The organism is Sphingopyxis sp. QXT-31 (genome assembly GCF_001984035.1).
In the GTDB taxonomy this organism is placed as follows: domain Bacteria; phylum Pseudomonadota; class Alphaproteobacteria; order Sphingomonadales; family Sphingomonadaceae; genus Sphingopyxis.
The window spans coordinates 1037943-1059685 of record NZ_CP019449.1 but is presented as its reverse complement, the minus strand read 5'-3'; the positions used below and the strand labels follow the sequence as shown (position 1 = coordinate 1059685).

Below are 21743 nucleotides of genomic sequence, written 5' to 3'. Positions count from 1 at the left end.
GGGGGTGATATGGTTGCGAGCGGTCTCCATGAAATCGTCGCTGGCCGGCGGGCGGGCCGAAAAGGTCCATGCGGAGACCAAGGATAAGGACGCGCGCGCTGGACGGAAGTTGACTAAGTTGACGCCCCATCGCGTGCGCGAACAACGGGTTAGCCGCGACCGGCGCGTGGCGTTGCGAAAGGACATAGGCTTCATTCCGCAGGGTAGATCATGGCGCGATTTATTAGGAAAGCGGTTTTTTCTTGGACGCGCTGACGGCGGGTTACGGGCGATAGCTGCCATGATAATCCTCCCTGTCGCGAAGGGGAGGGGACCATGCGAAGCATGGTGGAGGGGTCGAGGCCTGAAACGATCGTGTCAGGCCTCGACCCCTCCACCACCCTGCGGGACAGGGAGGATGGAGAAGGTCCGCTCCCACCCCAAAACAGCCCTCGCCTCCCGCCACAATCCCCCACAATCCCACCGCGCAACACCGCTGCACCGTCATCGCCCCCTTGCGCCGCGGCGCTGGGGCCAATAAGGCGCGCAATCGCTTTTCTTTTGCCCGCGTGCGGGCTCAATGTTTTCGGAGTTCGATCATGGCCACTGCGCCCGCTGCCAATCTGCCGCTTTTCTATCAGGACCTGGTGCCGCTTTCGAGCATCGACCACGCCAATTTTCGCGCGCGTGCGCTCGACAAGGCCGACTTCCTGATCAACCAGCACGCGGTGCCGCTGACCTCGGACGAGTTTGCTTCGGCCAGCCGTTTCTACCCGATCGTCTTTTCGGCGGGCGACAACCCGGTGCCGCTGGCGCTGATGGGCCTGAACGAGGGCGTCAACACTTTCGTCGGCGAGGACGGCAAGCTGCTGAACCCGGTTTACGTCCCGGCCTATGTCCGTCGCTACCCGTTCCTGCTCGCCAAGCTGCGTCCCGACACCGAAGAGCTGTCGCTGTGCTTCGACCCGACCTCGGGTGCGCTCGGCGAATTCGACGAGGGCGATGCGCTGTTCGAAAATGGCGAGCCGACCGAGCCGACCAAGGCGGTGCTGGAATTCTGCAAGAATTTCGAGGAGGCCGGCCAGCGCACGGGTTTCTTCATGGAAGAGCTGAAAAAGGCCGACCTGCTGATGGACGGCGAAGTCAGCATCCAGCCCGACGGCAGCGACAAGCCTTTCATCTATCGCGGCTTCCAGATGGTCGACGAGAACAAGCTGCGCGAACTGCGCGGCGACGTGCTGCGCAAGATGATGCAGAACGGCATGCTCGGCCTGATCTTTGCGCACCTCTTCTCGCTGCAGCTGATGCGCGAAGTCTTTGCCGAGCAGATCAAGGCGGGCAAGGTGCCCGAGATCGCCGCCACGCTGACCGCCTGATGACCCCGGCGACGCGGATCGGACGCGCATGCCGCGCCGCGCCGCGTCGCCCGGTTTCAGAAGTCGATCGCGATTCCCTTGAGTTCCCAGTCGCCATAGCGCACCGGGTTGCGCCCGCCGGGCTGATCCTCGGCGGGTTCCTCCTTGATCGCCTCGGGTTCAGGCACCGGGTTGTTCTGCCAGCCCGCGGGCGGCTTCACATGCGCCGGGCGCCTGGTCGCGCGGGGCGTGCCGCCGATGCTGTCCGGATTGCTGCTCTGGGTCATGACACCATGATAAGCCCTTTCGTCCGCTTCGCCAACCATGGCTGATCGCCGCCCCCATGCCCGCCGCGGCCGACCCGACGCCGAGCCGCCGGGCACCGCGCCGCGGCGCGCAGCGCTGCGTCTGCTCGACGCGATCCTGCGCCGCGGCGACCCGCTCGACATCGCCTCGCACGCCGCGACGCAGGGGCTGGCGCCCGCCGACCGTGCCTTTGCCGTCGCGATCGTGTCGGAGACGCTGCGCTGGATGGTCGACATCGACGCGCTGATCGACGGCGCGACCGCGCAGCCGCTGCCCGAAGACGTCAAGTCGCGCGCGGTGCTGCGCCTCGCGCTCGCGCAACTGCTGGTGCTGAAGAGCCCGGGGCATGCGGTGGTCTCGACCGCGCTGCCGCTGGTCGACGGCGGGCCGCGGCGGCTGGTCCATGCCTTATTGTCGCGTGCGCAGCAGGACGAATGGACGCTGCCCGAGCGCGCCACCCTGCCCGCGGCCACCGCCGCGCGCTGGGCGGAGGCGTGGGGCGATGCAATGGTAGCGGCGGCCGAGGCGGCGTGGAGCGCCGCACCGCCGCTCGATCTGATCTTTGCCAAGGAACCCGAGGCGGCGACCTGGCCCGACGCCGTGAGCCTGGCGCCGCGCCATTTGCGCCTGCCGCGCGGGCAGGCGGTGACCGACCTGCCCGGTTTCGAAGCTGGCGGCTGGTGGGTGCAGGATATCGCGGCGAGCATCCCCGCGCGGCTGCTCGGCACCGGCGAGGGCCGCACCGTGCTCGACCTCTGCGCCGCGCCCGGGGGCAAGACGATGCAGCTCGCCGCGGCGGGCTGGTCGGTGCTCGCGGTCGATTCGAGCGCCAAGAGGCTGGCGCGGCTCGAAGAAAATCTCGACCGCACCGGGCTGGAGGCCGCGGTCGTGCAGGGCGACATCCGTCAGTGGCAGCCCGGCGAGGCCGCCGATGCGGTGCTGCTCGACGCGCCCTGTTCGGCGACGGGCATCTTTCGCCGCCATCCCGACGTGCTTCATCGCATCGAAGCGCGCGAGATCGCGGAGATGGCAGCGCTGCAGGCCGAATTGCTCGTGCGTGCAGCCGCGTGGGTGAAGCCCGGCGGGACGCTCGTCTATGCCACCTGCTCGCTCGAACGCCCCGAGGGCGAGGATCAGGTCGCAGCCTTCCTTGCGGCGCATCCGGGGTGGAGCGTCGAAGCGGCGCGCGCCGATGAACTTCCGGCGGGCGTCACACCGACCGCCGAAGGCTTCGTGCGCACCCTGCCCGACATGCTGGCCGATGCGGGCGGGCTCGACGGCTTCTTCGTCGCGCGGCTGCGCGCGCCCTAACGCGCCCGCCGCGACAGGCGGTAGAGCGCGAGGTCGCCATAGTCCTTGGCGAGCTGGACCTTGCCGACATAGTCGCAGTCGAAATCGCGGATATTCATCAGCGCGAGCATCGCGGCCATCGGCTGGGTGCAGTAGATTTGCCCCACCAGGGTCACGGGCTCGATCCGGGCGGTGCGGGTGACTTCGGTGCCGTACCAGAGCTCGTTGCCCACGACTGGGTCGCGCCCGCGATAGATCGGGCCGAAATGGATGCCGGTGCGCATGCCTGCGTGGTGACCCTCGAGCCCGAGCCCGGGCGGCAGCACCGCGAGCTGTTCCTGCATCGCGAGCGCGGTTTGTGCGGCGATCGCGGGCTCGGATATCACGGCATAGACCGCGTCGCCCCAGGTGTTGCGGAACAGCACATGCTCGCCGAAGCTGTCGAGAACACGGCCGATGCCGCCCATCACCTCGCGCGCGAAGATGGGCAGTTCGCGCTCGCCGAGCTTCGAGAAGCCCGCGAAGTCGGCGAAGAGGATCGCGTACAGCCCACGGCGGTGGCCTTCAGGCGGTGGAACCGGCGCGGGGAAATCGAGCCGCCGGTCGAGCCCGCCTACAGCAATCAATTGGGTTCGTCCGCCATAGGTCTCCCACAAGGCGATGTCGGCGTTGGTGCCGGCGATCGCACCCTGGCTGCGCGCCAGCACCTCGGGATCGACGACGGCGAGCTGAACCGCCTCGGTCTCGAGCTCGCGCGCGCGCAGCTTCGCGAGCCCCATCGCGGTGTGCGAGCCGAGGATGAACTGGCAGTCGTCGCTGACATAACGCGAGTTGCTGGCGAAATGGACCATTGCCGCGGCGTCGCGGCAGTGCAGGTAGCGCGTCACCCAGTCTTCGCCGCCCGGGCGGACGGACTGGGCGATAAAATCCTCTTCGGCGAAGGGCAGGATTACCGTGAGGTCGATGCCGCGCCTTATCGCTTCTTCGGCGAAGAGGATGTCGGCGCCACAGGCGAGCGGGCCGATCAGCGCGGAGAAGGGCTGCGCGTCGAGAGCGTCCGATATCGCCCCCAGCGCGCGGGCCTCGCCCTCGCCGCCCTCGCGGAACATGCGGCCGCAATAGACGCCGACGGGGGGCGGGCGCAGCCGGTCGGCGACCGCCGCCGCCCATTCGTGTTCCACGGCGCCGCTGTTGGCGAGCCGCATGATCTGGCGGCAAGTCGAGGCGCGGTCGCCGGCGCGCGCGCCGCCCATCGTATCGGCGGCGGCGGCATGCGCGAGCGCTTCCTCGCCGCGCCCGAGCAGCAGCAGCGCCTCGATCAGCGTGACCGCGTCCCAATAATTGCCCGCCGCCCCCACTGCCGCGATCGGTTCAGCCAGCGCCGCGGCGTGCTCGGGATCGCCGAGCATGGCATAGAGGCTGGCGGCGTTGATCGCGGGGAAGCTGGCGCCCGAGACGTCCCAGGCATGGGCATAAGCGGCGGCGGCCTTTTCGAGCCAGGCCCGGCGCTCGTCGAGGCCGCGGTCGAAGGCTCGGTCCTTCCAGATGCGCCCGGCGAGCGCGAGGCAGTCGACGTCGCCGGTGTCGGCCAGCCCGAGCTTTTCGTAGAGGTGCATAGCGCCGAGGCTGTCGCCCGATGCCGCGAGCGCGCGGACCATCAGGTAGCGCAGCCGGTCGCTTTCGAGCCCCTGCTTGCGTGCGGCGGCGGCGCAGTCGAAGGCGCTCAGCGCATCGCCGTGCCCAAGGCGATGCGCGACCTCCGCCTCGGCGGCGGCGAGGTCCGCCGTCGCCGTCTCGCTCATTGCGCCGCCGCTTCGGCCGATTTCAGCAGCGCGACATTCGCCTTTTCGATTGCCGAAAGCTGCACATTGTCGGTGGTCGGTTGGTACCAGGTGAAGCGGCTGAAATGCGCGCGCAGCGACGGATCCTTGAAGCGGAAGCCGTTGCGCGCAAAAATCTCGTTGCGCGCGATGCGCAGTTCGTTGGCGCCGAAATAGGCGATGTCGTCCGTGGTCAGCAGCCGCTCGGACGAATCGGGGATGACCACCCCACTGCCGCCGACGCCGGTGGGAGCGACGACGGGCGGCCCCGCCATGGGCGCGGGGTCGGGACTGGCGCCGTCGAGCACGCGGATCAGCTTGCGGAACATGAAGCCGGTGGTGCCGTCGGCCTTGCGTACGCGCCACCATGGGCCGCTCTGCTGATAGGTCAGGAATTTCTCGCCATCGAGCACCTTGCCGAGGATGGCCGATCTGGACGAGGGTTCGGCGCGGATGTTGGTGAAACCTTCGGGGTCGTTGATCACCGCCGCGAGGGTGAAGGCCTCGCCGGGGGCGGCGGGGGTGGCGATCTCGCCGGTCGTCGGCGTGCTGCCGGCGCCCACGGCTGGGCCGCTGCCCTCGACGGTACGCATCTGGGTCGGCTGGAGCAGCCACCAGGCGAGCGCCGCGCCGATGATCGCAACCGCGCCGATGATCCAGGGAAGCGGCGAGCTCTTGGCGGGCGCCGGTTCGGGCGGCGGCGGGGCCGGCGTCGGCGCAGTCGTCGGTGCGGGTGCCGGAGACGGCGCAGGCGTGGTGGTTGGCGGCGGCGCAACCGCCCCCTCCCCGCCCGTCAATGGCGGACGGCCGCACAGATCCTCGAGGCTCATCAGCACCTTGCGCCAGCCGCGATGGTCGGGCTCGCCGTTCCAGTCGGCGAGCTCGGCGAACTGAATCTGGTTGAAGGGGAGCGGCGGCATGACGTCATCGATCGCGGTCTGGACGAGCTTCTTCTGGTTGCGCGCGACGTCGGCCTCGGCGCGCACCCATTCGGACTGCGCCGAGGCGTGCGACCAGACGACGATCGCGGCCTTGGCGCTGCTGATCTTTTCGGTGATCACGTCGCCATAGCTGCGGTGCGGCGGCAGCTCGGCGTCCCACCACAGATCGTAACCCGCGGCCTTTACCGCATGCGCGATCTGGGCGACGCGCTCCTTGTTCTCGCGCGAATAGGAAATGAAGACGTCGACCATCGGCTTGCCCCCTGCTGTCGCGAGCGAGGCTAGCGGGGCGCGATAGGGATTGCCAGTGCTCGCGATCAGATCCTTCTCCCTCGATGGGATAAGGATATGAAGCCTTGGCCGCGAAGCGGCTTAGGCGGAGTTGGATGAGGGTAACGGCGCGGCCTCGAACGACCGCGTCAGGCCGGGACCGCACCCCACCGCTGCGACTAGGCAGCAAGCTGCCAAGTCTCGCTGCCTCCCCCATCGAGGGGGAGGCTTCATCCGAACGTCAGAACACCGCCTTCGGCGTTTCTTCCTTCATCATCGCGGCGCGGACCATCGGGATCGGGGGGCCGCCGTAGGACAGGAATTCGTCGTGGAAGGCTTTCCACTTGGTCTTGTCGCCCGCCCCACCATTTTTGGCTGTCCAGTCGTCCCGGAGCTTGCGGATCATCAGCTTGCCCATCGTGTAATTGAGATAGGCGGGATCGTATGTGCCGCGCGCCGCCTGCTGCTGCGCGTTGCCCGCGTCCTGATAGCATTGCTCCTTGAACAATTTTTCCGACTCGGCGACGGTCATGCCCTTTGTGTGCAGGCCGATCGCCGAGAGATAGCGGCAGTCGCGCAGCAGCGCGTTCGACAGCTGGCCGATATGCGTCTCGGGGGCGCCCTCGCCCAGCCCCGCGTCCCACATCATCTCCTCGGTGTAATGCGCCCAGCCCTCGGCGAAGGCATAGCCGACGAAGAGCTTGCCGAAGATGCTCTCGGCGCGGTTCGAGTGGAGGAAGTTCAGGAAATGGCCGGGCCACACCTCGTGGACCGAGGTGAAGAGCAGGTCCTTGCGGCCCGGCACGAACCCGTCGCGCGTCGCCTGGTCCCACGCGGGGTCGGGCGGCGAGATATAATAGACCGACGGCAAGCCTTTCTCATAGGGTCCGGGGATGTCGATATAGGCGCTGTTCTGGCGGTTATACGGCGGCGATTCCTCGACCAGCGCCTGTTCGGTGCCGGGGATGGTGACGAGGTTCTTTTCGACCAGGAAGGCGCGGAGCGCCGGCAGCTGGCGCCGCGCCTCGGCGACGGGGCCGTCGGCGGGCTTGTCGGCATTCATCTTCTTCATGCAGTCGGCGATCGTCGCGCCCGCGGCATAGGTGGCGCAGGCGGCCTTGAGCGCGTCCTGGTTGCGCTTGAGGTCGGCCTGGCCGATGCGCTCGAGTTCGTCGAGCGGCGTATCGACGCCCTCGTTGGTGAGGATCATCTTGGCGAATTTGTCGGCGCCGAGGGCATAGCCGTCGGGGGTGCCGGGCTGCGAGCCCACATATTCGGCGAGGTCAGTCATGGCGGCGCCGGCCTTGGCGACGGCGTCGTCGAACTGCTTCTGCAGCGCCTCGTCCTTGACAGAGGCGAAGGCGGCCTTGGCGTCGCCCTTGTAATAATCGGCGAAGCCGCCGAAGCCCGCGGTGCCATATTTGACGAAGGTCGCGGGCAGCGGCAGCTTGAGGTTGGCCTTGATCTGCGCCGCGGCGGCGGGAACATTTTCGGCATAGGCGATGAACGCCTTCATTCGCGTCGTCGCATCGGCGTAGGGGCGCGCGATATAGACATTGGGGTCGAGCGCGCCGGTATAGAAGGACGGGTTCTTCGCGGCGAAGTCGGTATCGCGGAGGAAGAAGAGCTGACCCTCGGCAACCTTGATCAGATAGTCGCGCTCGAATTTTTCGGCGTCGGTCATCTCGGCGTCGAAGGCTTTGGCGTCGGCGATCGTCTTTTCGAGGAAGGCGGCCTGTTTTTCGAGCCCCTCGGGCGACCAGTCGGGGAGCTTGCCGTCGAATTCGTGCTTGCCCTGATAGACCGCGAAATTGGGGTTGAGCGGGAAGTAGCCAGCGAGGAAATTGTCGCGGAACTGGGTCCAGGTCTTTGCACTCGGCGCCGACGCGGACTTGTTTTCCGAGGCGTTGCAGCCGCTGAGGACGAGCAATGCGGCGGCCATGGCGGTGGCGCTGCGGGCGAATTTGCGTGTCATATCCGGTGTCTCCCCGATGGTGATGGCGGCGGTGTGCCACCGCGCGGGATGGGTCGCACGAGCTAATCGACGAACGGCGGCTTTGGGGTGGGGAGCGGCCATCATAACCCTCCCTGCGGCGTAGCCGTGGGGAGGGGGACCACCCGCAGGGCGGTGCAGGCGCCGATGCCATAAACGTCGGTTCGAGGCCTCCGCCCCTCCACCACTCGCTTCGCGAGCCGTCCCACTCCCCATCGCTTCGCTACAGGGAGGATTATCAGGTCCGTAACCGCCCGCCCTTCCCGCACAATCCTCCTAGACACCCCCACAAACCCCGCTAGGGCGGATCGCGATGGCGACGATCCTCCCCCCCGACGACGACGAGCCGGTCCTGCCCGAAAGCCCGTCCAAAGCTCCCTCGCCGCTCAGTTTCCCCGATTACCGTTACTATTGGCTCGCGCGCTTCACCGCGGTGATGGCGACGATCGCGATGGTCGTGGTCATCGGTTACCAGCTCTACGACACCGCGCGCACCGACTATGGCATGTCCATCAAGGAGGCGTCGTTCCAGCTGGGGTTGCTCGGGCTGTTCCAGTTCGTGCCGCTCGCGGTGCTGACCCCCGTCGCGGGCTGGGTCGCCGACCGCTTCGAGCGGCGGAGCGTCGCGATCTTCTCGAACCTCATCGACCTGCTGATCGCCGCGGCGCTGGGCTGGTTTACGTACACCGACGGGCTGACCTTGCCCCTGCTCTTCGGCCTCGCTGCGCTGCACGGCGTCGCGCGCGTTTTCTCCGGCCCCGCGATGAGCGCGATCGCGCCGAACATCGTGCCCCCCGCGGTGCTGCCGCGTGCGATCGCAATGAGCAGCATCGCGTGGCAGTCGGCCTCGGTGATCGGCCCCGCGGCGGGCGGATTGATCTACGCGGCGCATCCGACCTCGGTCTATATCTTCGCCGCCGTGCTGCTCGCCATCTCGGCCTTCACGATCAGCCGCGTGCGCCCGGTGCTCCCGCCGCCGACCGAGGTGCGCCGCCATCCCTTGCGCGAAATGGCCGACGGGCTGCAATTCACCTGGCGCGAGCGCTTCCTGCTCGGCACGATCACGCTCGACCTTTTCGCGGTGATCCTGTCGGGCGCGACCGCGATGCTGCCGGTCTATGCGCGCGATATATTGATGACCGGCTCCGAGGGCCTCGGCTTCCTGCGCGCCGCGCCCGCGGTCGGCGCCGCGCTGGTCGCGCTCGGGCTCGCGTGGCGCCCGATCGAGCGCAATGTCGGGGTCAAGATGCTGTGGGCGGTGGTCGTCTTCGGCCTCGCGACGATGGCCTTCGGGCTGTCGACCAACTTCCTGTTGTCGCTGGCGATGCTCGCCTTGCTCGGCGCCGCCGACATGTTCTCGGTCTTCGTGCGCGGCACATTGATCCAGCTCAACACCCCCGACCATATGCGCGGGCGCGTCAGCGCGGTGTCGGGGCTCGCAATCTCGGCGTCGAACGAGCTCGGCGAGATGCGCGCGGGCTCGATGGCCGCCGCCTTCGGTCCGGTTTTCGCGGTCGTCGCGGGCGGCGCCGCGGCGGTCGGCGTGACCGCGCTATGGGCGTGGCTCTTCCCCGAACTGCGCCGCGCGCGCACCTTCGAACCGCAGTTCAAAAAGGCCGAGTGACGCATTTCCGCGCCCTCCCGAACAGGCGATTTCAACTCGTCGCAAACTGCCTTCCTTTCGCCACAAAGTGATTGTCAATTTATTTAGTTGAATTATCTCGATTGCACCCGTCACCGCGGTTCCCCTGGCCCAACCAACGGAGAATCCGAGATGCAATTTTCCCCGATCCGCCACAAAATCCTGACAATTCCGGGGCTCGACAACAGCGGCCCGCGCCACTGGCAGAGCCTGTGGGAGCATAAGTTCGCCGATTGCGAGCGAGTCGATCTCGGCGACTGGAGCGCCCCCGACCGCGACGTATGGAAGCGCCGCATCGCCGACGCGATCGACGCCGAGGACGAACCGGTGCTCATCGCCGCGCACAGCCTCGGCTGCCACGCCTTCGCCGACTGGTTCGCTTCGGCCGGGGGCTTGTCCCGCGCCCGCGTGCTCGGCGCGCTGCTCGTGGCGCCGCCCGACCTCGGCGACCTGCGCCGCGACAATCGCGTGGCCAGCTTCACCGAGCCCGCGAGCTTCACCTCGCGCACCCCGATGATCGTCGTCGCCAGCGACAACGACCCCTATGCCAAGACCGCGCATGTCTGGCGCCTGTCGCGGCAGTGGGACGCGCGCTTCGTCAACGCGGGGCCGTTCGGGCATATCAACGCCGACTCGGGGATCGGCGACTGGCCTTATGGACAGTATCTTCTCGCCTCGTTACAACCCGCGCCCGTGCCCGCCCTGGCTGACGAAAAGCTGTGGGTCCGGGCCGGCGACTGGCCCAACCGGGTCCGCCGCGATCCGCGCTTCGAACATAGGGAAAGTGCATTCCGACCATGAAAGCCAATTCGATCCTCGATACCATCGGCAACACCCCGCATATCCGGGTCGCCAAGCTGTTCCCCGACGCCGAGGTCTGGGTGAAGTCGGAACGCAGCAACCCGGGCGGGTCGATCAAGGATCGAATCGGCCTCGCGATGATCGAGGCCGCCGAACGCGACGGCAGCCTCAAGCAGGGCGGCACCATCGTCGAGCCGACGTCGGGCAACACCGGCATCGGCCTGGCGATGGCGGCCGCGGTCAAGGGCTACAAGCTCGTGCTCGTGATGCCCGAAAGCATGTCGCTCGAACGCCGCCGGCTGATGCTCGCCTATGGCGCGACCTTCGACCTGACGCCGCGCGAAAAGGGCATGAAGGGCGCGATCGAGCGCGCGATCGAGCTGGTCGAGACCACCCCCGGCGCGTGGATGCCGCAGCAGTTCGAAAACGAAGCCAATATCGACGTCCATGTCCGCACCACCGGCCCCGAAATCTACGAGGATTTCAAGGACAGCCCGATCGACGTGCTGATCACCGGAGTAGGCACCGGCGGGCATATCACCGGCACGGCGCAGTTCCTGAAAGAACGCTGGCCTGACCTCAAGGTCTATGCGGTCGAGCCCGAAGCCTCGCCGGTGATTTCGGGCGGCCAGCCCGCGCCGCACCCGATCCAGGGCATTGGCGCCGGCTTCATCCCGCGCAACCTGCACACCGACCTGCTCGACGGCGTGATCAAGGTCGACGCCGCCGACGCCAAGGATTATGCGCGCCGCTCAGCGACCGAGGAAGGCATGCTCGTCGGCATCTCGTCGGGCGCCACCCTCGCGGCCATCGCGCAGAAACTGAAGGAATTGCCCGCGGGCAGCCGCGTCCTCGGTTTCAACTACGACACCGGCGAGCGCTACCTCTCGGTCCCCGACTTCCTCCCGGAAATCTGAGCCCCCGCCATGGCGCCCGAGGCGCCCAAATCGACGACGCCGCTGTGGCGCGACCGGTCGGCGTGGCTGTTCGCGCTGCTTACGGTCGCGGCGATCGTGGGCGTGCTCTATGCGAGCAGCCTGAGCGGCCCCGCGAGCTACAGCGTGCGCCTGCCCCCCGTCGCGCCGCCCGCGAGCACGGTGCCTGAGGTGCTGCCGATGGAACTCGCCCCGGTGACCGAGGACGACGCGCGCGCCGCCAATGCGAAGATCCCGCTGATCACCAAGGGCGTCGTCGCGGCGCGGCCCTTCGTTTATTCGGGCGATGCCGACAACCGCGGCCGCGCGCGCGACTGCCTTGCGGCGGCGATGCTCTACGAGGCGGGCGACGACAATATGGGCCAGCGCGCGGTCGGCCAGGTCATCGTGAACCGCGCGCGCCACCCCGCTTTCCCCAAGTCGATCTGCGGCGTGGTGTTCCAGGGGTCGGAACGCGTCACCGGCTGCCAGTTCACCTTCACCTGCGACGGCGCGCTGGCGCGCCGCTATTCGGACGCGGCGTGGACGCGCGCGCAGGTCAATGCCGAGATCGTGCTCGCGGGCGGAGTCGACCCGCGCGTCGGGCTCGCGACGCATTACCACACCGACTGGGTGCGCCCCTATTGGAGCGACAGCCTCGAGAAGATCGCGATCGTCGACACCCACCTCTTCTTCCGCTGGCCGGGCTATTGGGGCACGCCGGGCGCGTTCCGCGGCGCGATATCGGGGGTCGAGACGCCGATCGCCAAGATGGCGGCGCTGTCGCCGCTGCACATGGCGGGCGCCGCGACCGAACTCGCCGCCGAGGTCGACGCCGCGGTCGGCGAGCCGCGGATCACCGGCGTCGCAGTGCCGGGACAGGTCGTGTCGGGCGGGCGCGAGACGATCACCATCACGCTCGACCGCAAGGCGACCCCCGAAAGCTTCGTGACGCTCGCGCTGAGGCTTTGCGGTACGCGCGAATATTGCAAGTTCATGGGCTGGACCAACCCGGTGCTCAAGCCCGAGACCGAGGCGATGAGCGACACCCAGCGCGCGGCGATGACCTTCTCTTACCTCCGCGACGATAAGGCGGGGTTCGAGAAGGCGCTGTGGAACTGCAGCGAATATAAGCGCGACGATGTGCGGCAGTGCATGAAGCGGTAACAGGCAGATTTGGGGTGGGGCGCGGACCGTCCTAATCCTCCCTGTCGCGAAGCGATGGGGAGGGGGACCATGCGAAGCATGGTGGAGGGGTGCGTGCAGCCGAGCTCGGCGTATCACCTCCCGCGCCCCCCCACCACCCTGCGGGTGGTCCCCCTCCCCACGGCTTCGCCTCAGGGAGGATTAAGATGTCGCAATCGCCCGATCCCCGCTCCTACGGCCTGATCACGGCCGGATCAGATATTTCTCGCCCGTGCGCTTGGCGTTGTAGGCGTGCGCTGTGTCGAGGTTCAGCGCCTCGGTCAGCGAGATTTCATGGCTGTAGTGGCTCTTGAACGTCGTCGTGAGTTCATCGACGACGCGCTGGCGCATGCGGCCGACGACCTCCCAGCCCGCCTTCTGCATGAAGGGGGTGAGGAGGAAGCCGCCGAGGCCCCAGGTCAGGCCGAAGCTGCGGTTCAGCACCGTCGGGCCGAGGTCGAGCGCGCCGTAGATATAGACCTGCTTGTAGCTGTCCGAGCCGTAGCGGCTGTAGGTCGTCATGCGCTTGACCGCGGCGACTTCCATCGCCGCGAGGATCTGGCCCGCGAGCTTGCCGCCGCCAATCGCGTCAAAGCCCAGGGTCGCGCCGGTTTCGACGATCGCATCGACCAGCCGGTCCTGGAAATCCTCGGCGCTGCTGTTGACGATGTGCGTCGCGCCGATGCCCTTGAGAATTTCGACCTGCGCATCGCTGCGCACGATATTGACCAGCGGGATGCCGTCCTTGGCGCAGATCTTGACGAGCATCTGGCCGAGGTTCGACGCCGCGGCGGTGTGGACAAGCGCGCTATGCCCCTCCATGCGCATCGTCTCGGTAAAGGCCAGCGAGGTCAGCGGGTTGACGAAGCAGGAGGCGCCGTCGACCGGGTCGGTGCCGTCGGGCAGCGCCATCGTCATCTGCACCGGCAGGCAGCGATATTCGGCGTACATCTCGCCGCCGAGCAGCGCGACGGTCTTGCCGAGCAGCGCCTGCGCCTCTGGCGACGAGCCGGCCTTGACCACTAGCCCGCAGCCTTCGTTGCCGATCGCCAGCGCGTCGCCGACGCGGCCCGTCATCGCGCGCATGCCCGCGGGCGGGATATCGGCGGTGATGACGGGGAGCCCGTCGCGTTCGGACGCGCGCGCCGTCGCCATGTCGGCGCCGCCGAACAGCAGGCCGAGGTCCGAGGGGTTGATCGGGGTGGTCAGCACCTTGACCAGCACCTCGTGCGCCTGCGGCTCGGGCATCGGGCGGCGCTCGAAAAAGACCTCGAGCTGGCCCTCGGGCTTCACCAGCGTCAGCATCACGAGGTTGGTGGCAGGCAGGTCGGTCATCGCGCGTCTCCCATGGTTTCGGTTTTTCGATGCAACTGGTTTTAGGGGGCGCGGCGCGCGGTGGCAATCGCCTTCCTTCCCCCTTGATGGGGGAAGGATACGAAGCCTTGTCGCGAAGCGGCTAGGCGAAGTTGGATGGGGGTGATGCCGCATCCTTGCACCGCCGCCCCAGGACGAGAGAGCACCCCTACCGCTGCGACTAGGAAGCAAGCTTCCAAGTCTCGCTGCCTCCCCCATCGAGGGGGAGGATGCACCTATCGGCTCATCACAAACTCCCCCGCCAGCCGCAGCACTTCATCCGTGAACTCCTTCCGGCAGATCAGCAAATCCGGCAGATAGGGATTTTCGCAATTATAGACGAGCGGCGACCCGTCGACGCGGCTCACATGCAGCCCCGCTGCCGCCGCGACCGCCGCGGGGGCGCAATTGTCCCATTCATATTGGCCGCCGGTGTGGAGGTAGATGTCGGCCTCGCCGCGCACCACCGCCATGGCCTTGGCGCCCGCCGAGCCCATGCCGACCAGCTCGGCGCCGATCTTCTCGGCGACGAACAGCGCCTCGGCGGCGGGACGTGTGCGGCTGACCAGCATCTTCGGCGGCACATTGGCGGCGCCGAGCGGCCAGGGATTGGCCGAGCTCAAGGTGATGCCGAGGCCGGGCAGCGCGACCGCGCCGACCGTCGGCACGCCTTCGACCGCGAGCGCGACATGGACGGCCCAGTCGGTGCGGCCCTCGCCATATTCGCGCGTGCCGTCGAGCGGGTCGACCACCCAGCAGCGCGCGAAGGCGCAGCGGGTGAGGCTGTCCTTTTCTTCTTCGGAGAGGATCGCGTCGTCGGGGCGTGCGGCGCGCAGTTCGCGCATCAGCATCGCGTTCGCCTGCTCATCGCCGGCCTTGCCGAGTTCCTTGCCTTCGAGCCCGCTCGTGGCGCGCAGATCGATCAAGATTTGCCCTGCCGCCGCGGCCAGCCGCTCGGCGAGCGCTTCATCGCTTTCGAATTCCATCATTTACCCCAGCAGGCGATCGACGATCAGGTCCGCTGCTTCTTCGGGCGTCATCGCGGTCGTGTCTATGCGTATTTCGGCGTCTTCGGGCGCCTCATAGGGGCTGTCGATGCCGGTGAAATTCTTGAGCTGTCCGGCGCGGGCTTTCTTGTAGAGACCCTTGACGTCGCGCTTCTCGGCCTCGGCGAGCGGGGTATCGACGAAGATCTCGATAAACTCGCCTTCGGGCAGCATCGCGCGGACCATGTCGCGTTCGGCCTTGAACGGACTGATGAACGCGGTGATGACGATTAGGCCGGCGTCGGTCATCAGCTTGGCGACCTCGCCGACGCGGCGGATATTCTCGATGCGGTCGGCCTCGGTGAACCCCAGGTCCTTGTTCAGCCCGTGGCGGACATTGTCGCCGTCCAGGAGGAACGTGTGCCGGTTCATCCGGTGGAGCTTCTTCTCGACGAGGTTGGCGATCGTCGACTTGCCCGAGCCCGAGAGGCCGGTGAACCAGAGCAATGCCGGCTTCTGGTTCTTGAGGGCGGCATGCGCGGTGCGGTCGATGTCGGTCGCCTGCCAATGGACGTTCTGCGCACGGCGCAGGCTGAAGTGCAGCATGCCCGCGGCGACGGTGGCGTTGGTCAGCTTGTCGATCAGGATAAAGCCGCCGAGCGTGCGGTTGTCATTATAGGCCTCGAACACCAGCGGCTTGTCGGTCGCGACCTCGACGACGCCGATGCCGTTGAGGTCGAGCGTCTTCGCCGCGAGATGGTCGCGCGTGTTGACGTTGATCTCATACTTCGGCGCCGCCACCGTCGCCGATACCGTCTGCGTCGCGAGCTTGAGCCAATAGGCGCGGCCCGGGATCATCGCCTCGTCGGCCATCCACACGAGCGTCGCCTCGAACCGGTCGGCCACCTCGGGCGGCCCATCGGCGAGTGCGATGACGTCGCCGCGCGAGCAATCGACCTCGTCGGCCAAGGTCAGCGTCACCGACTGGCCCGCGACCGCCTCTTCGAGGTCGCCGCCGAGGGTGACGATGCGGGCGATGGTCGTGGTCTTGCCGCTGGGCAGGATGCGCACCGGATCGCCGGGCTTGACCGAGCCGCCGGCAACGAGGCCCGAGAAGCCGCGGAAGTCGAGGTTGGGCCGGTTGACCCATTGCACGGGCATGCGGAAGGGCTTCCCGGCGTCGCGCTGGGCGGCGACGTCGACGCTTTCCAGATGCTCGACCAGCGCCGGTCCCTTGTACCAGGGGGTGTTGTCCGAGAGGCCGGTGATATTGTCGCCCTTGAACCCCGAGATGGGGATCGCGGTGAAGTGGGTGATACCGATCTCGGTCGCGAAGGCGCGGTAGCTCAAGAGGATGCGCTCGAAGACCGTCTTGTCGTAATCGACGAGGTCCATCTTGTTCACCGCCAGCACGATATGCTTGATGCCGATCAGGTGCGCGAGGAAGCTGTGGCGGCGTGTCTGGGTGAGCACGCCCTTGCGCGCGTCGATCAGGATCACCGCGAGGTCGGCGGTCGAGGCGCCGGTGACCATGTTGCGCGTATACTGCTCATGGCCGGGTGTGTCGGCGACAATGAACTTGCGCTTCTCGGTCGTGAAGAAGCGGTAAGCGACGTCGATCGTGATCCCCTGCTCGCGCTCGGCGGCGAGGCCATCCACCAGCAGCGCGAAGTCGATCTCCTGGCCCTGCGTGCCGACACGCTTGCTGTCGGCCTCGAGCGCCGCCAGCTGGTCCTCGAAGATCATCTTGCTGTCGTAGAGCAGCCGCCCGATCAGCGTCGACTTGCCGTCGTCGACCGAGCCGCAGGTGATGAAGCGCAACAGCGACTTCTGCTGATGCTGCGCCAGGTAAGCGTCGATATCCTCGGCGATCAGCGCGTCGGTGACGTAGATGGGGTCAGTCACAGCGATCCTCCCCGCTTGCGGGGAGGGGGACCGTCGCGAAGCGGTGGTGGAGGGGGTTGGCTGTCTGGCGCGGCGCAAGGCCGAGAGCCCCCTCCGTCAGCCCTTCGCGCTGCCACCTCCCCGCAAGCGGGGAGGATTTAATGAGGCCCGCCATCAAAAATACCCCTCCTGCTTCTTCTTCTCCATCGACGCGTCGCCGCCATCCTTGTCGATCGCCCTGCCCTGACGCTCGCTGGTGGTGGTCAGCAGCATCTCCTGGATGACTTCGGAAAGCGTCGTCGCCTCGCTCTCGACCGCGCCGGTCAGCGGGTAGCAGCCGAGGGTGCGGAAGCGGATCGAGCGCTCGACGGGCACTTCGCCATCGCGCAGCGGGAAGCGCTCGTCGTCGACCATGAGCAGCAGGCCGTCGCGCTCCACCGTCGGGCGCGGAGCGGCGAAGTAGAGCGGGACGATCGGAATGGCCTCGCGGGCGATATACTGCCAGATGTCAAGCTCGGTCCAGTTCGAGATCGGGAACACCCTGATGCTCTCGCCCTTGGCCTTGCGGGCGTTGTAGAGGTTCCAGAGCTCCGGCCGCTGCTTCTTGGGGTCCCAGCCGTGCGACGCGGTGCGGAACGAAAAGATGCGCTCCTTCGCGCGGCTCTTCTCCTCGTCGCGCCGCGCGCCGCCGAAGGCGACGTCGAAGCCGTGCAAATCGAGCGCCTGCTTCAGCCCCTCGGTCTTCCACATGTCGGTGTGCAAGGGGCCATGGTCGAACGGGTTGATCCCCCGCGCCTTCGCCTCGGGGTTCTGGTAGACGATGAGCTCCATGCCCGACTCGGCCGCCATCCGGTTGCGAAGCTCGTACATCGCCTGAAACTTCCACGTCGTGTCGACGTGCAGCAGCGGGAACGGCGGCGGCGACGGATAGAAGGCCTTGCGCGCGAGATGCAGCATCACCGCGCTGTCCTTGCCGACGCTATAAAGCATTACGGGCTTTGCGGCGTCGGCCATCACCTCGCGCATGATGTGGATGCTTTCCGCCTCGAGGCGGTCCAGATGCGTCATATCGCTCGTCATGGCCTGCCCCTTGCCGCCGCGTTGGACGGCAGGCAAGCAGTATGGGCTTTTCGGCATAATAGTCTGACTTGTGCATCCCCTTCTGTTTGCGGCACCTTCCTGCTAGTCGCAACCGACAAGAGAATAGAGGAACTTATGCGCGCTACCCCCGATTTCGACTTCGCGCTCGGCGAGAATGCCGAGATGATCCGCGAGAGCACCGCCCGCTTCGCCGACGAGAAGATCGCGCCGCTGGCGGCGCGCGCCGACGCCGAGGACTGGTTTCCGCGCGACAAATTATGGACAGCGATGGGCGAACTGGGGCTGCACGGCATCACGGTGGAAGAGGAGTTCGGCGGGCTGGGGCTCGGTTACCTCGAGCATGTCATCGCGGTCGAGGAAGTGAGCCGCGCGAGCGGCGCGATCGGGCTCTCGTACGGCGCGCATTCGAACCTGTGCGTCAACCAGATCCGTCGCTGGGGCAATCCGGAGCAGAAAGCGAAATATCTGCCCAAGCTGATCTCGGGCGAGCATGTCGGCAGCCTCGCGATGTCCGAGGCCGGCGCCGGCAGCGACGTCGTGTCGATGAAACTGAAGGCCGAACGCGTCCAGGGCGGCTATGTGCTCAACGGGACGAAATTCTGGATCACCAACGCGACCTGCGCCGACACGCTCGTCGTTTATGCCAAGACCAGCCCCGAGGCCGGATCGCGCGGGATCACCGCTTTCCTTATCGAAAAGGACATGCCGGGCTTTTCGATCGGGCAGAAGATCGACAAGGTCGGCATGCGCGGTTCGCCCACCGCCGAGCTGGTCTTCGACGATTGCGAGATTTCCGAAGAGCAGGTGATGGGCCCCGAGAATGGCGGGGTCGGCGTGCTGATGTCGGGGCTCGATTACGAGCGCGTCGTGCTCTCGGGGCTGCAGCTCGGCATCATGCAGGCGTGCCTCGATACCGTGATTCCCTATGTTCGCGAGCGCAAGCAGTTCGGCAAGCCGATCGGATCGTTCCAGCTGATGCAGGCCAAGGTCGCCGACATGTATGTGATGCTCCAGTCGGCGCGCTCCTATGTCTATAACGTCGCCAAGGCATGCGACGCGGGGCAGACGACCCGCTTCGACGCCGCGGGCTGCATCCTGCTCGCGAGCGAGAATGCGGTGAAGGTCGCGGGCGAGGCGATCCAGGCGCTGGGCGGCGCGGGCTATACCAAGGACTGGCCGGTCGAGCGCTACTGGCGCGACGCCAAGCTGCTCGATATCGGCGCCGGGACGAACGAGATTCGGCGCATGCTGATCGGCCGCGAGCTGATAGGCGCGGGCTGAAGTTTCAATCGAGGGGGGAACATGGGGGCTGAAGGCACCGGAGCGATCCGGACATGAACTGGCTGTGGCTTGCCGCGGCGGCGATGACGCTGTCCGCCCTCACCCACTCGGTCCTCGGCGAAAAACGGCTGATCCAGCCGTTGCTGCGCATCAAGCGCGGCATCTTGCTGGCCGACCTGCCGCGCAAGGTCTTCCGCTTCGCGTGGCACGCGATGGCGGTGCTGATGCTGCTGTCGGCGGCGACGGTCGCCTGGCCGGGCACGCCGCGTGGATTGATTATCGTGATCGGGATCGGCTGGGTGGGAACCGGACTGGTCAACGCCGCGTGTACCGGGGGACGGCACATCATCTGGCCCTTCCTCGCGGGCTCAGGAGTGCTGGCGTTGATCGGAGCATGGGTGTGAGCGAAGCGATCCTGACAGGACTGCAATATTATGGCGCGGGCGCGGCGACGCTGGCGGCGCTGGTGGTGTCGCTCAACCTCGGGCGGCGCTGGACCGGCTGGGCGTTCGTGGTGTTCGTGACGAGCAGCATCGCGCTGATCCTGTGGGGATTCCTGCAGCCCGACAGCGAAGGCATCGGGTGGCAGAATATCGCGCTGCTGATCATCAATGCAATCGGGGTGTATCGGTATCTTATCCTGAAGGAAAAGCCGGACGCAAAGGAGCAGCGGGAGTCACCTTAGGCCGGCTCCAGATCGCAGCCCGCGTCGCTTCCGGCCACGAAAAAGGGCGCCGGTCCTTTCGGACGGCGCCCTTCTCGATCAGCGGATCGAACCGGTCAGGTCGTCGGCGCGGCTGCCGCCGGGGCCGCCGCTGCGGCCGGAGCCGCGGCCGGGGTGTCGATCTTGACCGTCCAGAGCTGCGCGAGGCGCTTGCGCGGGCCGGTGATCGTGGCGAGGGTCGCCTTGGCGCCCGCGCCATCGCCGGCGAGCGCCTGCGCGACGCCCTTGCGATAGGTCCAGAGTTCCTGGTCGCCGCCCGCCGCCAGCGCGGCGTCGTACAGCTTCACGGCATCGGCGTAGCGGCCGTAGCCGACCATCACGTCGCCGGTCGCACCGGCGCGCTTTGGATCGGCCAAGGTCGTGGGCTTGGCGGCATAGGCGGTCAGTGTGGTTTCCTCGTCGCCGATGCGATCGCCCTGCGTCTTGGCGATCTCGTCGAACTTGGCATCCTTTTCGGGGATGACCTTCGAAGCCTTGCCCGCCCTGACCAGCGAGACGACCTCGCCGGGCAGGGCGGCTTCGGTCGCGAGATTGGCATATTCGAGATATTCGGGGCGCTGAAGCATCGAATTGGTCGCGCGCATCAGGCGCAGCGTGTCGAGCGCGACTTCTTTGTTCTCGCCGGTCTGCTGGAGCAGGATGAACAGGGTCTGGCGCCAGACCTGCGGCTGCGGATAGTCGCGCATGCGCAGCGTCATCATGTCGAGGACTTCCTCGTTGCGGTTCGCGGCCTGCAGCGCGCGGATCGGACGGACATAGAGTTCGTCCGACGGACGCTGGCCCGCGGCGCGGGTCGCCTCGATCGCTTCCTTTGCGAGGGCGATGCCCTTGTCGACTTGGCCGCTGGCGAGATAGCTGTCCATCAGCAGCGTCGGCAGCTGGGCTTCCTTCGCCCCGCCGGCCTTCGCCGCCTCGAGCCGCTCGATCGCCTTGGCGTAGTTCTTTTCGTCATAGGCGAAGCTGCCGGTATAATAATTATAGAGCGCGGCGCTCTCGGGCGGGGTCTTGCCCGACGCGAGCATCGCTTCAAGGCCCTTGCCCTGCGTCGCCTTATCCTTGTTCAGGATGCCGAGCTGGAGCGTGAAGTGGCCGAGCCAATATTTGTCCTCGGGCGTAGTCGCCTGCGGCTCGCCTTCCGCCAGCGCCGCCTGAAGCGCTGCAGCGTCCTTGGCATTGGCAGCCGCCTGAATCTTCTGGACCACCGGCCCAAAGGCCTTGCTGGGCGTGATCGCGACCTGTCCGGTGGCGGCTGCCTCTTCCTTCTTGCCCTTCTTTTCCTTCTTGGGCTTGTCCTGCGCCGCGGCGGGAACGGCGGCGGTAGCCATCAGCGCGCAGCCGAGCACGGCGGCGAGCGCCGTCGCGGGCATCGAGCGAAAACGGGTGAACATCTGAAATCTCTCCTTCGATTCGGCCCCGCGTTCCGGACACGCCATTGGGAAGCCGCTGTCGGAAAACGCGGCTAAACCTCTAGCGTTGCCAAGGCAAGACGGGGTGTCGAAAATTGCTATGGTGCGAGGCGGCTGAACGGCGATTGAACCGGCGCAGCGCGGCCCGGTCAGGCGACTTCGTCGATCGCCCGGTTGATGTCGCGTAGCACCGCGGGGTCGCCCGGCGCGCCCGCCATCGCCGCTTCGGCGAGCTGGATCAGCGGGATGATGCCGAAGGTGGCGGCGAGGCCCTTGAGGCGAAGCGCGGCCACGTTCCAGTTCGCGTCGCAGCGCGCGCGGCGCATCAGGTCGGCGAGGTCGCGCGCGCTGCCGGTGAAGGCGTTGCGCAGGTCGGCCGCCATCGCCGCATCGTCGCCGATCGCGGCGATCAGATATCGGTCAAGGGGGCCACTGTCGAAGGACATTCCACAGCCTTGTCACGCCGTGGTTAAGTTTCCGTTTCGTGGCGGGCATTTGATGCTATGATGGGG

At 67.0% G+C, this 21743-nt stretch carries 19 protein-coding genes; 9 read left to right on the top strand and 10 right to left on the bottom strand.

Annotation, left to right across the window (positions count from 1 at the left end; genetic code table 11):
• Window positions 1-578: 578 nt before the first annotated feature.
• Window positions 579-1355, top strand: coding sequence for a SapC family protein (locus tag BWQ93_RS05215; protein ID WP_077029589.1), 777 nt, complete (start codon window positions 579-581; stop codon window positions 1353-1355).
• 56 nt (window positions 1356-1411) lie between these two features.
• On the opposite strand, the gene BWQ93_RS05210 is transcribed toward BWQ93_RS05215, so the two are convergent.
• Window positions 1412-1621: a DUF1674 domain-containing protein gene (locus tag BWQ93_RS05210; RefSeq protein ID WP_077032218.1), complete on the bottom strand. Its 210-nt coding sequence runs from the start codon at window positions 1619-1621 to the stop codon at window positions 1412-1414.
• 37 nt (window positions 1622-1658) lie between these two features.
• On the opposite strand from BWQ93_RS05210, the gene BWQ93_RS05205 reads away from it, so the two are divergent.
• Complete coding sequence (locus tag BWQ93_RS05205; RefSeq protein WP_077029588.1) at window positions 1659-2951, top strand: RsmB/NOP family class I SAM-dependent RNA methyltransferase; 1293 nt, start codon at window positions 1659-1661, stop codon at window positions 2949-2951.
• Here the strand turns inward: BWQ93_RS05205 and BWQ93_RS05200 are convergent.
• From BWQ93_RS05200 to BWQ93_RS05190, 3 genes are all read right to left on the bottom strand, one after another.
• Complete coding sequence (locus BWQ93_RS05200) at window positions 2948-4732, bottom strand: adenylate/guanylate cyclase domain-containing protein (protein ID WP_077029587.1); 1785 nt, start codon at window positions 4730-4732, stop codon at window positions 2948-2950. The genes BWQ93_RS05205 and BWQ93_RS05200 overlap by 4 nt on opposite strands.
• Complete coding sequence (locus BWQ93_RS21080) at window positions 4729-5943, bottom strand: TIR domain-containing protein (RefSeq protein WP_077029586.1); 1215 nt, start codon at window positions 5941-5943, stop codon at window positions 4729-4731. The genes BWQ93_RS05200 and BWQ93_RS21080 overlap by 4 nt, the downstream gene beginning before the upstream one ends.
• 259 nt (window positions 5944-6202) lie before the next feature.
• Entirely contained in the window at window positions 6203-7936 is a 1734-nt protein-coding gene (locus tag BWQ93_RS05190; RefSeq protein ID WP_198040471.1) for a DUF885 domain-containing protein, read from the bottom strand.
• Between the two features lie 331 nt (window positions 7937-8267).
• On the opposite strand from BWQ93_RS05190, the gene BWQ93_RS05185 reads away from it, so the two are divergent.
• The 4 genes from BWQ93_RS05185 (at window position 8268) to BWQ93_RS05170 (ending at window position 12478) form a co-directional block, all read left to right on the top strand.
• Window positions 8268-9578, top strand: a complete 1311-nt coding sequence (locus BWQ93_RS05185) for an MFS transporter (protein ID WP_083720627.1) — start codon at window positions 8268-8270, stop codon at window positions 9576-9578.
• 150 nt (window positions 9579-9728) lie between these two features.
• Window positions 9729-10397: an RBBP9/YdeN family alpha/beta hydrolase gene (locus BWQ93_RS05180; RefSeq protein WP_077029585.1), complete on the top strand. Its 669-nt coding sequence runs from the start codon at window positions 9729-9731 to the stop codon at window positions 10395-10397.
• Window positions 10394-11314: a cysteine synthase A gene (gene cysK / locus BWQ93_RS05175; RefSeq protein ID WP_077029584.1), complete on the top strand. Its 921-nt coding sequence runs from the start codon at window positions 10394-10396 to the stop codon at window positions 11312-11314. The genes BWQ93_RS05180 and cysK overlap by 4 nt, the downstream gene beginning before the upstream one ends.
• 9 nt (window positions 11315-11323) lie before the next feature.
• Window positions 11324-12478 (top strand): cell wall hydrolase, encoded by a 1155-nt coding sequence (locus BWQ93_RS05170; protein WP_077029583.1) that lies wholly within the window; start codon window positions 11324-11326, stop codon window positions 12476-12478.
• A 222-nt stretch (window positions 12479-12700) separates the two neighbouring features.
• On the opposite strand, the gene BWQ93_RS05165 is transcribed toward BWQ93_RS05170, so the two are convergent.
• From BWQ93_RS05165 to cysD, 4 genes are all read right to left on the bottom strand, one after another.
• Window positions 12701-13831: a zinc-binding dehydrogenase gene (locus BWQ93_RS05165; protein ID WP_077029582.1), complete on the bottom strand. Its 1131-nt coding sequence runs from the start codon at window positions 13829-13831 to the stop codon at window positions 12701-12703.
• A gap of 254 nt (window positions 13832-14085) precedes the next feature.
• Window positions 14086-14838: a 3'(2'),5'-bisphosphate nucleotidase CysQ gene (locus BWQ93_RS05160; protein ID WP_083720625.1), complete on the bottom strand. Its 753-nt coding sequence runs from the start codon at window positions 14836-14838 to the stop codon at window positions 14086-14088.
• A complete protein-coding gene (gene cysN / locus BWQ93_RS05155) occupies window positions 14839-16740 on the bottom strand; it encodes a sulfate adenylyltransferase subunit CysN (RefSeq protein ID WP_077029581.1) in 1902 nt (633 codons plus the stop codon). It lies immediately after the preceding gene.
• 153 nt (window positions 16741-16893) lie between these two features.
• On the bottom strand, window positions 16894-17856 hold the full coding sequence (cysD, locus tag BWQ93_RS05150; protein ID WP_077029580.1) for a sulfate adenylyltransferase subunit CysD: 963 nt from the start codon (window positions 17854-17856) through the stop codon (window positions 16894-16896).
• A gap of 78 nt (window positions 17857-17934) precedes the next feature.
• On the opposite strand from cysD, the gene BWQ93_RS05145 reads away from it, so the two are divergent.
• Genes BWQ93_RS05145 through BWQ93_RS05135 form a run of 3 tightly spaced genes read left to right on the top strand, consistent with a single transcriptional unit; the run spans window position 17935 to window position 19786 of the window.
• Window positions 17935-19101, top strand: a complete 1167-nt coding sequence (locus tag BWQ93_RS05145) for an isovaleryl-CoA dehydrogenase (protein ID WP_077029579.1) — start codon at window positions 17935-17937, stop codon at window positions 19099-19101.
• A 53-nt stretch (window positions 19102-19154) separates the two neighbouring features.
• Window positions 19155-19505: a hypothetical protein gene (locus BWQ93_RS05140; protein ID WP_077029578.1), complete on the top strand. Its 351-nt coding sequence runs from the start codon at window positions 19155-19157 to the stop codon at window positions 19503-19505.
• Entirely contained in the window at window positions 19502-19786 is a 285-nt protein-coding gene (locus tag BWQ93_RS05135; protein WP_077029577.1) for a hypothetical protein, read from the top strand. Before BWQ93_RS05140 ends, BWQ93_RS05135 begins: the two co-directional genes overlap by 4 nt.
• Before the next feature lie 95 nt (window positions 19787-19881).
• On the opposite strand, the gene BWQ93_RS05130 is transcribed toward BWQ93_RS05135, so the two are convergent.
• Window positions 19882-21213 (bottom strand): hypothetical protein, encoded by a 1332-nt coding sequence (locus BWQ93_RS05130; protein WP_077029576.1) that lies wholly within the window; start codon window positions 21211-21213, stop codon window positions 19882-19884.
• 167 nt (window positions 21214-21380) lie between these two features.
• A complete protein-coding gene (locus tag BWQ93_RS05125; RefSeq protein WP_077029575.1) occupies window positions 21381-21677 on the bottom strand; it encodes an Hpt domain-containing protein in 297 nt (98 codons plus the stop codon).
• Window positions 21678-21743: the final 66 nt, after the last annotated feature.

Bases quoted from the DNA above. Each gene is read 5' to 3' on its own strand.
- BWQ93_RS05125 (WP_077029575.1), bottom strand. From the start codon at position 21,677: ATGTCCTTCGACAGTGGCCCCCTTGACCGATATCTGATCGCCGCGATC.
- cysD (WP_077029580.1), bottom strand. From the start codon at position 17,856: ATGCCGAAAAGCCCATACTGCTTGCCTGCCGTCCAACGCGGCGGCAAG.
- BWQ93_RS05185 (WP_083720627.1), top strand. From the start codon at position 8,268: ATGGCGACGATCCTCCCCCCCGACGACGACGAGCCGGTCCTGCCCGAA.
- BWQ93_RS05180 (WP_077029585.1), top strand. From the start codon at position 9,729: ATGCAATTTTCCCCGATCCGCCACAAAATCCTGACAATTCCGGGGCTC.
- BWQ93_RS05170 (WP_077029583.1), top strand. From the start codon at position 11,324: ATGGCGCCCGAGGCGCCCAAATCGACGACGCCGCTGTGGCGCGACCGG.
- BWQ93_RS05140 (WP_077029578.1), top strand. From the start codon at position 19,155: ATGAACTGGCTGTGGCTTGCCGCGGCGGCGATGACGCTGTCCGCCCTC.
- BWQ93_RS05210 (WP_077032218.1), bottom strand. From the start codon at position 1,621: ATGACCCAGAGCAGCAATCCGGACAGCATCGGCGGCACGCCCCGCGCG.
- BWQ93_RS05130 (WP_077029576.1), bottom strand. From the start codon at position 21,213: ATGTTCACCCGTTTTCGCTCGATGCCCGCGACGGCGCTCGCCGCCGTG.
- BWQ93_RS05160 (WP_083720625.1), bottom strand. From the start codon at position 14,838: ATGATGGAATTCGAAAGCGATGAAGCGCTCGCCGAGCGGCTGGCCGCG.
- BWQ93_RS21080 (WP_077029586.1), bottom strand. From the start codon at position 5,943: ATGGTCGACGTCTTCATTTCCTATTCGCGCGAGAACAAGGAGCGCGTC.
- BWQ93_RS05205 (WP_077029588.1), top strand. From the start codon at position 1,659: ATGGCTGATCGCCGCCCCCATGCCCGCCGCGGCCGACCCGACGCCGAG.
- cysK (WP_077029584.1), top strand. From the start codon at position 10,394: ATGAAAGCCAATTCGATCCTCGATACCATCGGCAACACCCCGCATATC.
- BWQ93_RS05190 (WP_198040471.1), bottom strand. From the start codon at position 7,936: ATGACACGCAAATTCGCCCGCAGCGCCACCGCCATGGCCGCCGCATTG.
- BWQ93_RS05145 (WP_077029579.1), top strand. From the start codon at position 17,935: ATGCGCGCTACCCCCGATTTCGACTTCGCGCTCGGCGAGAATGCCGAG.
- BWQ93_RS05200 (WP_077029587.1), bottom strand. From the start codon at position 4,732: ATGAGCGAGACGGCGACGGCGGACCTCGCCGCCGCCGAGGCGGAGGTC.
- BWQ93_RS05215 (WP_077029589.1), top strand. From the start codon at position 579: ATGGCCACTGCGCCCGCTGCCAATCTGCCGCTTTTCTATCAGGACCTG.
- BWQ93_RS05165 (WP_077029582.1), bottom strand. From the start codon at position 13,831: ATGACCGACCTGCCTGCCACCAACCTCGTGATGCTGACGCTGGTGAAG.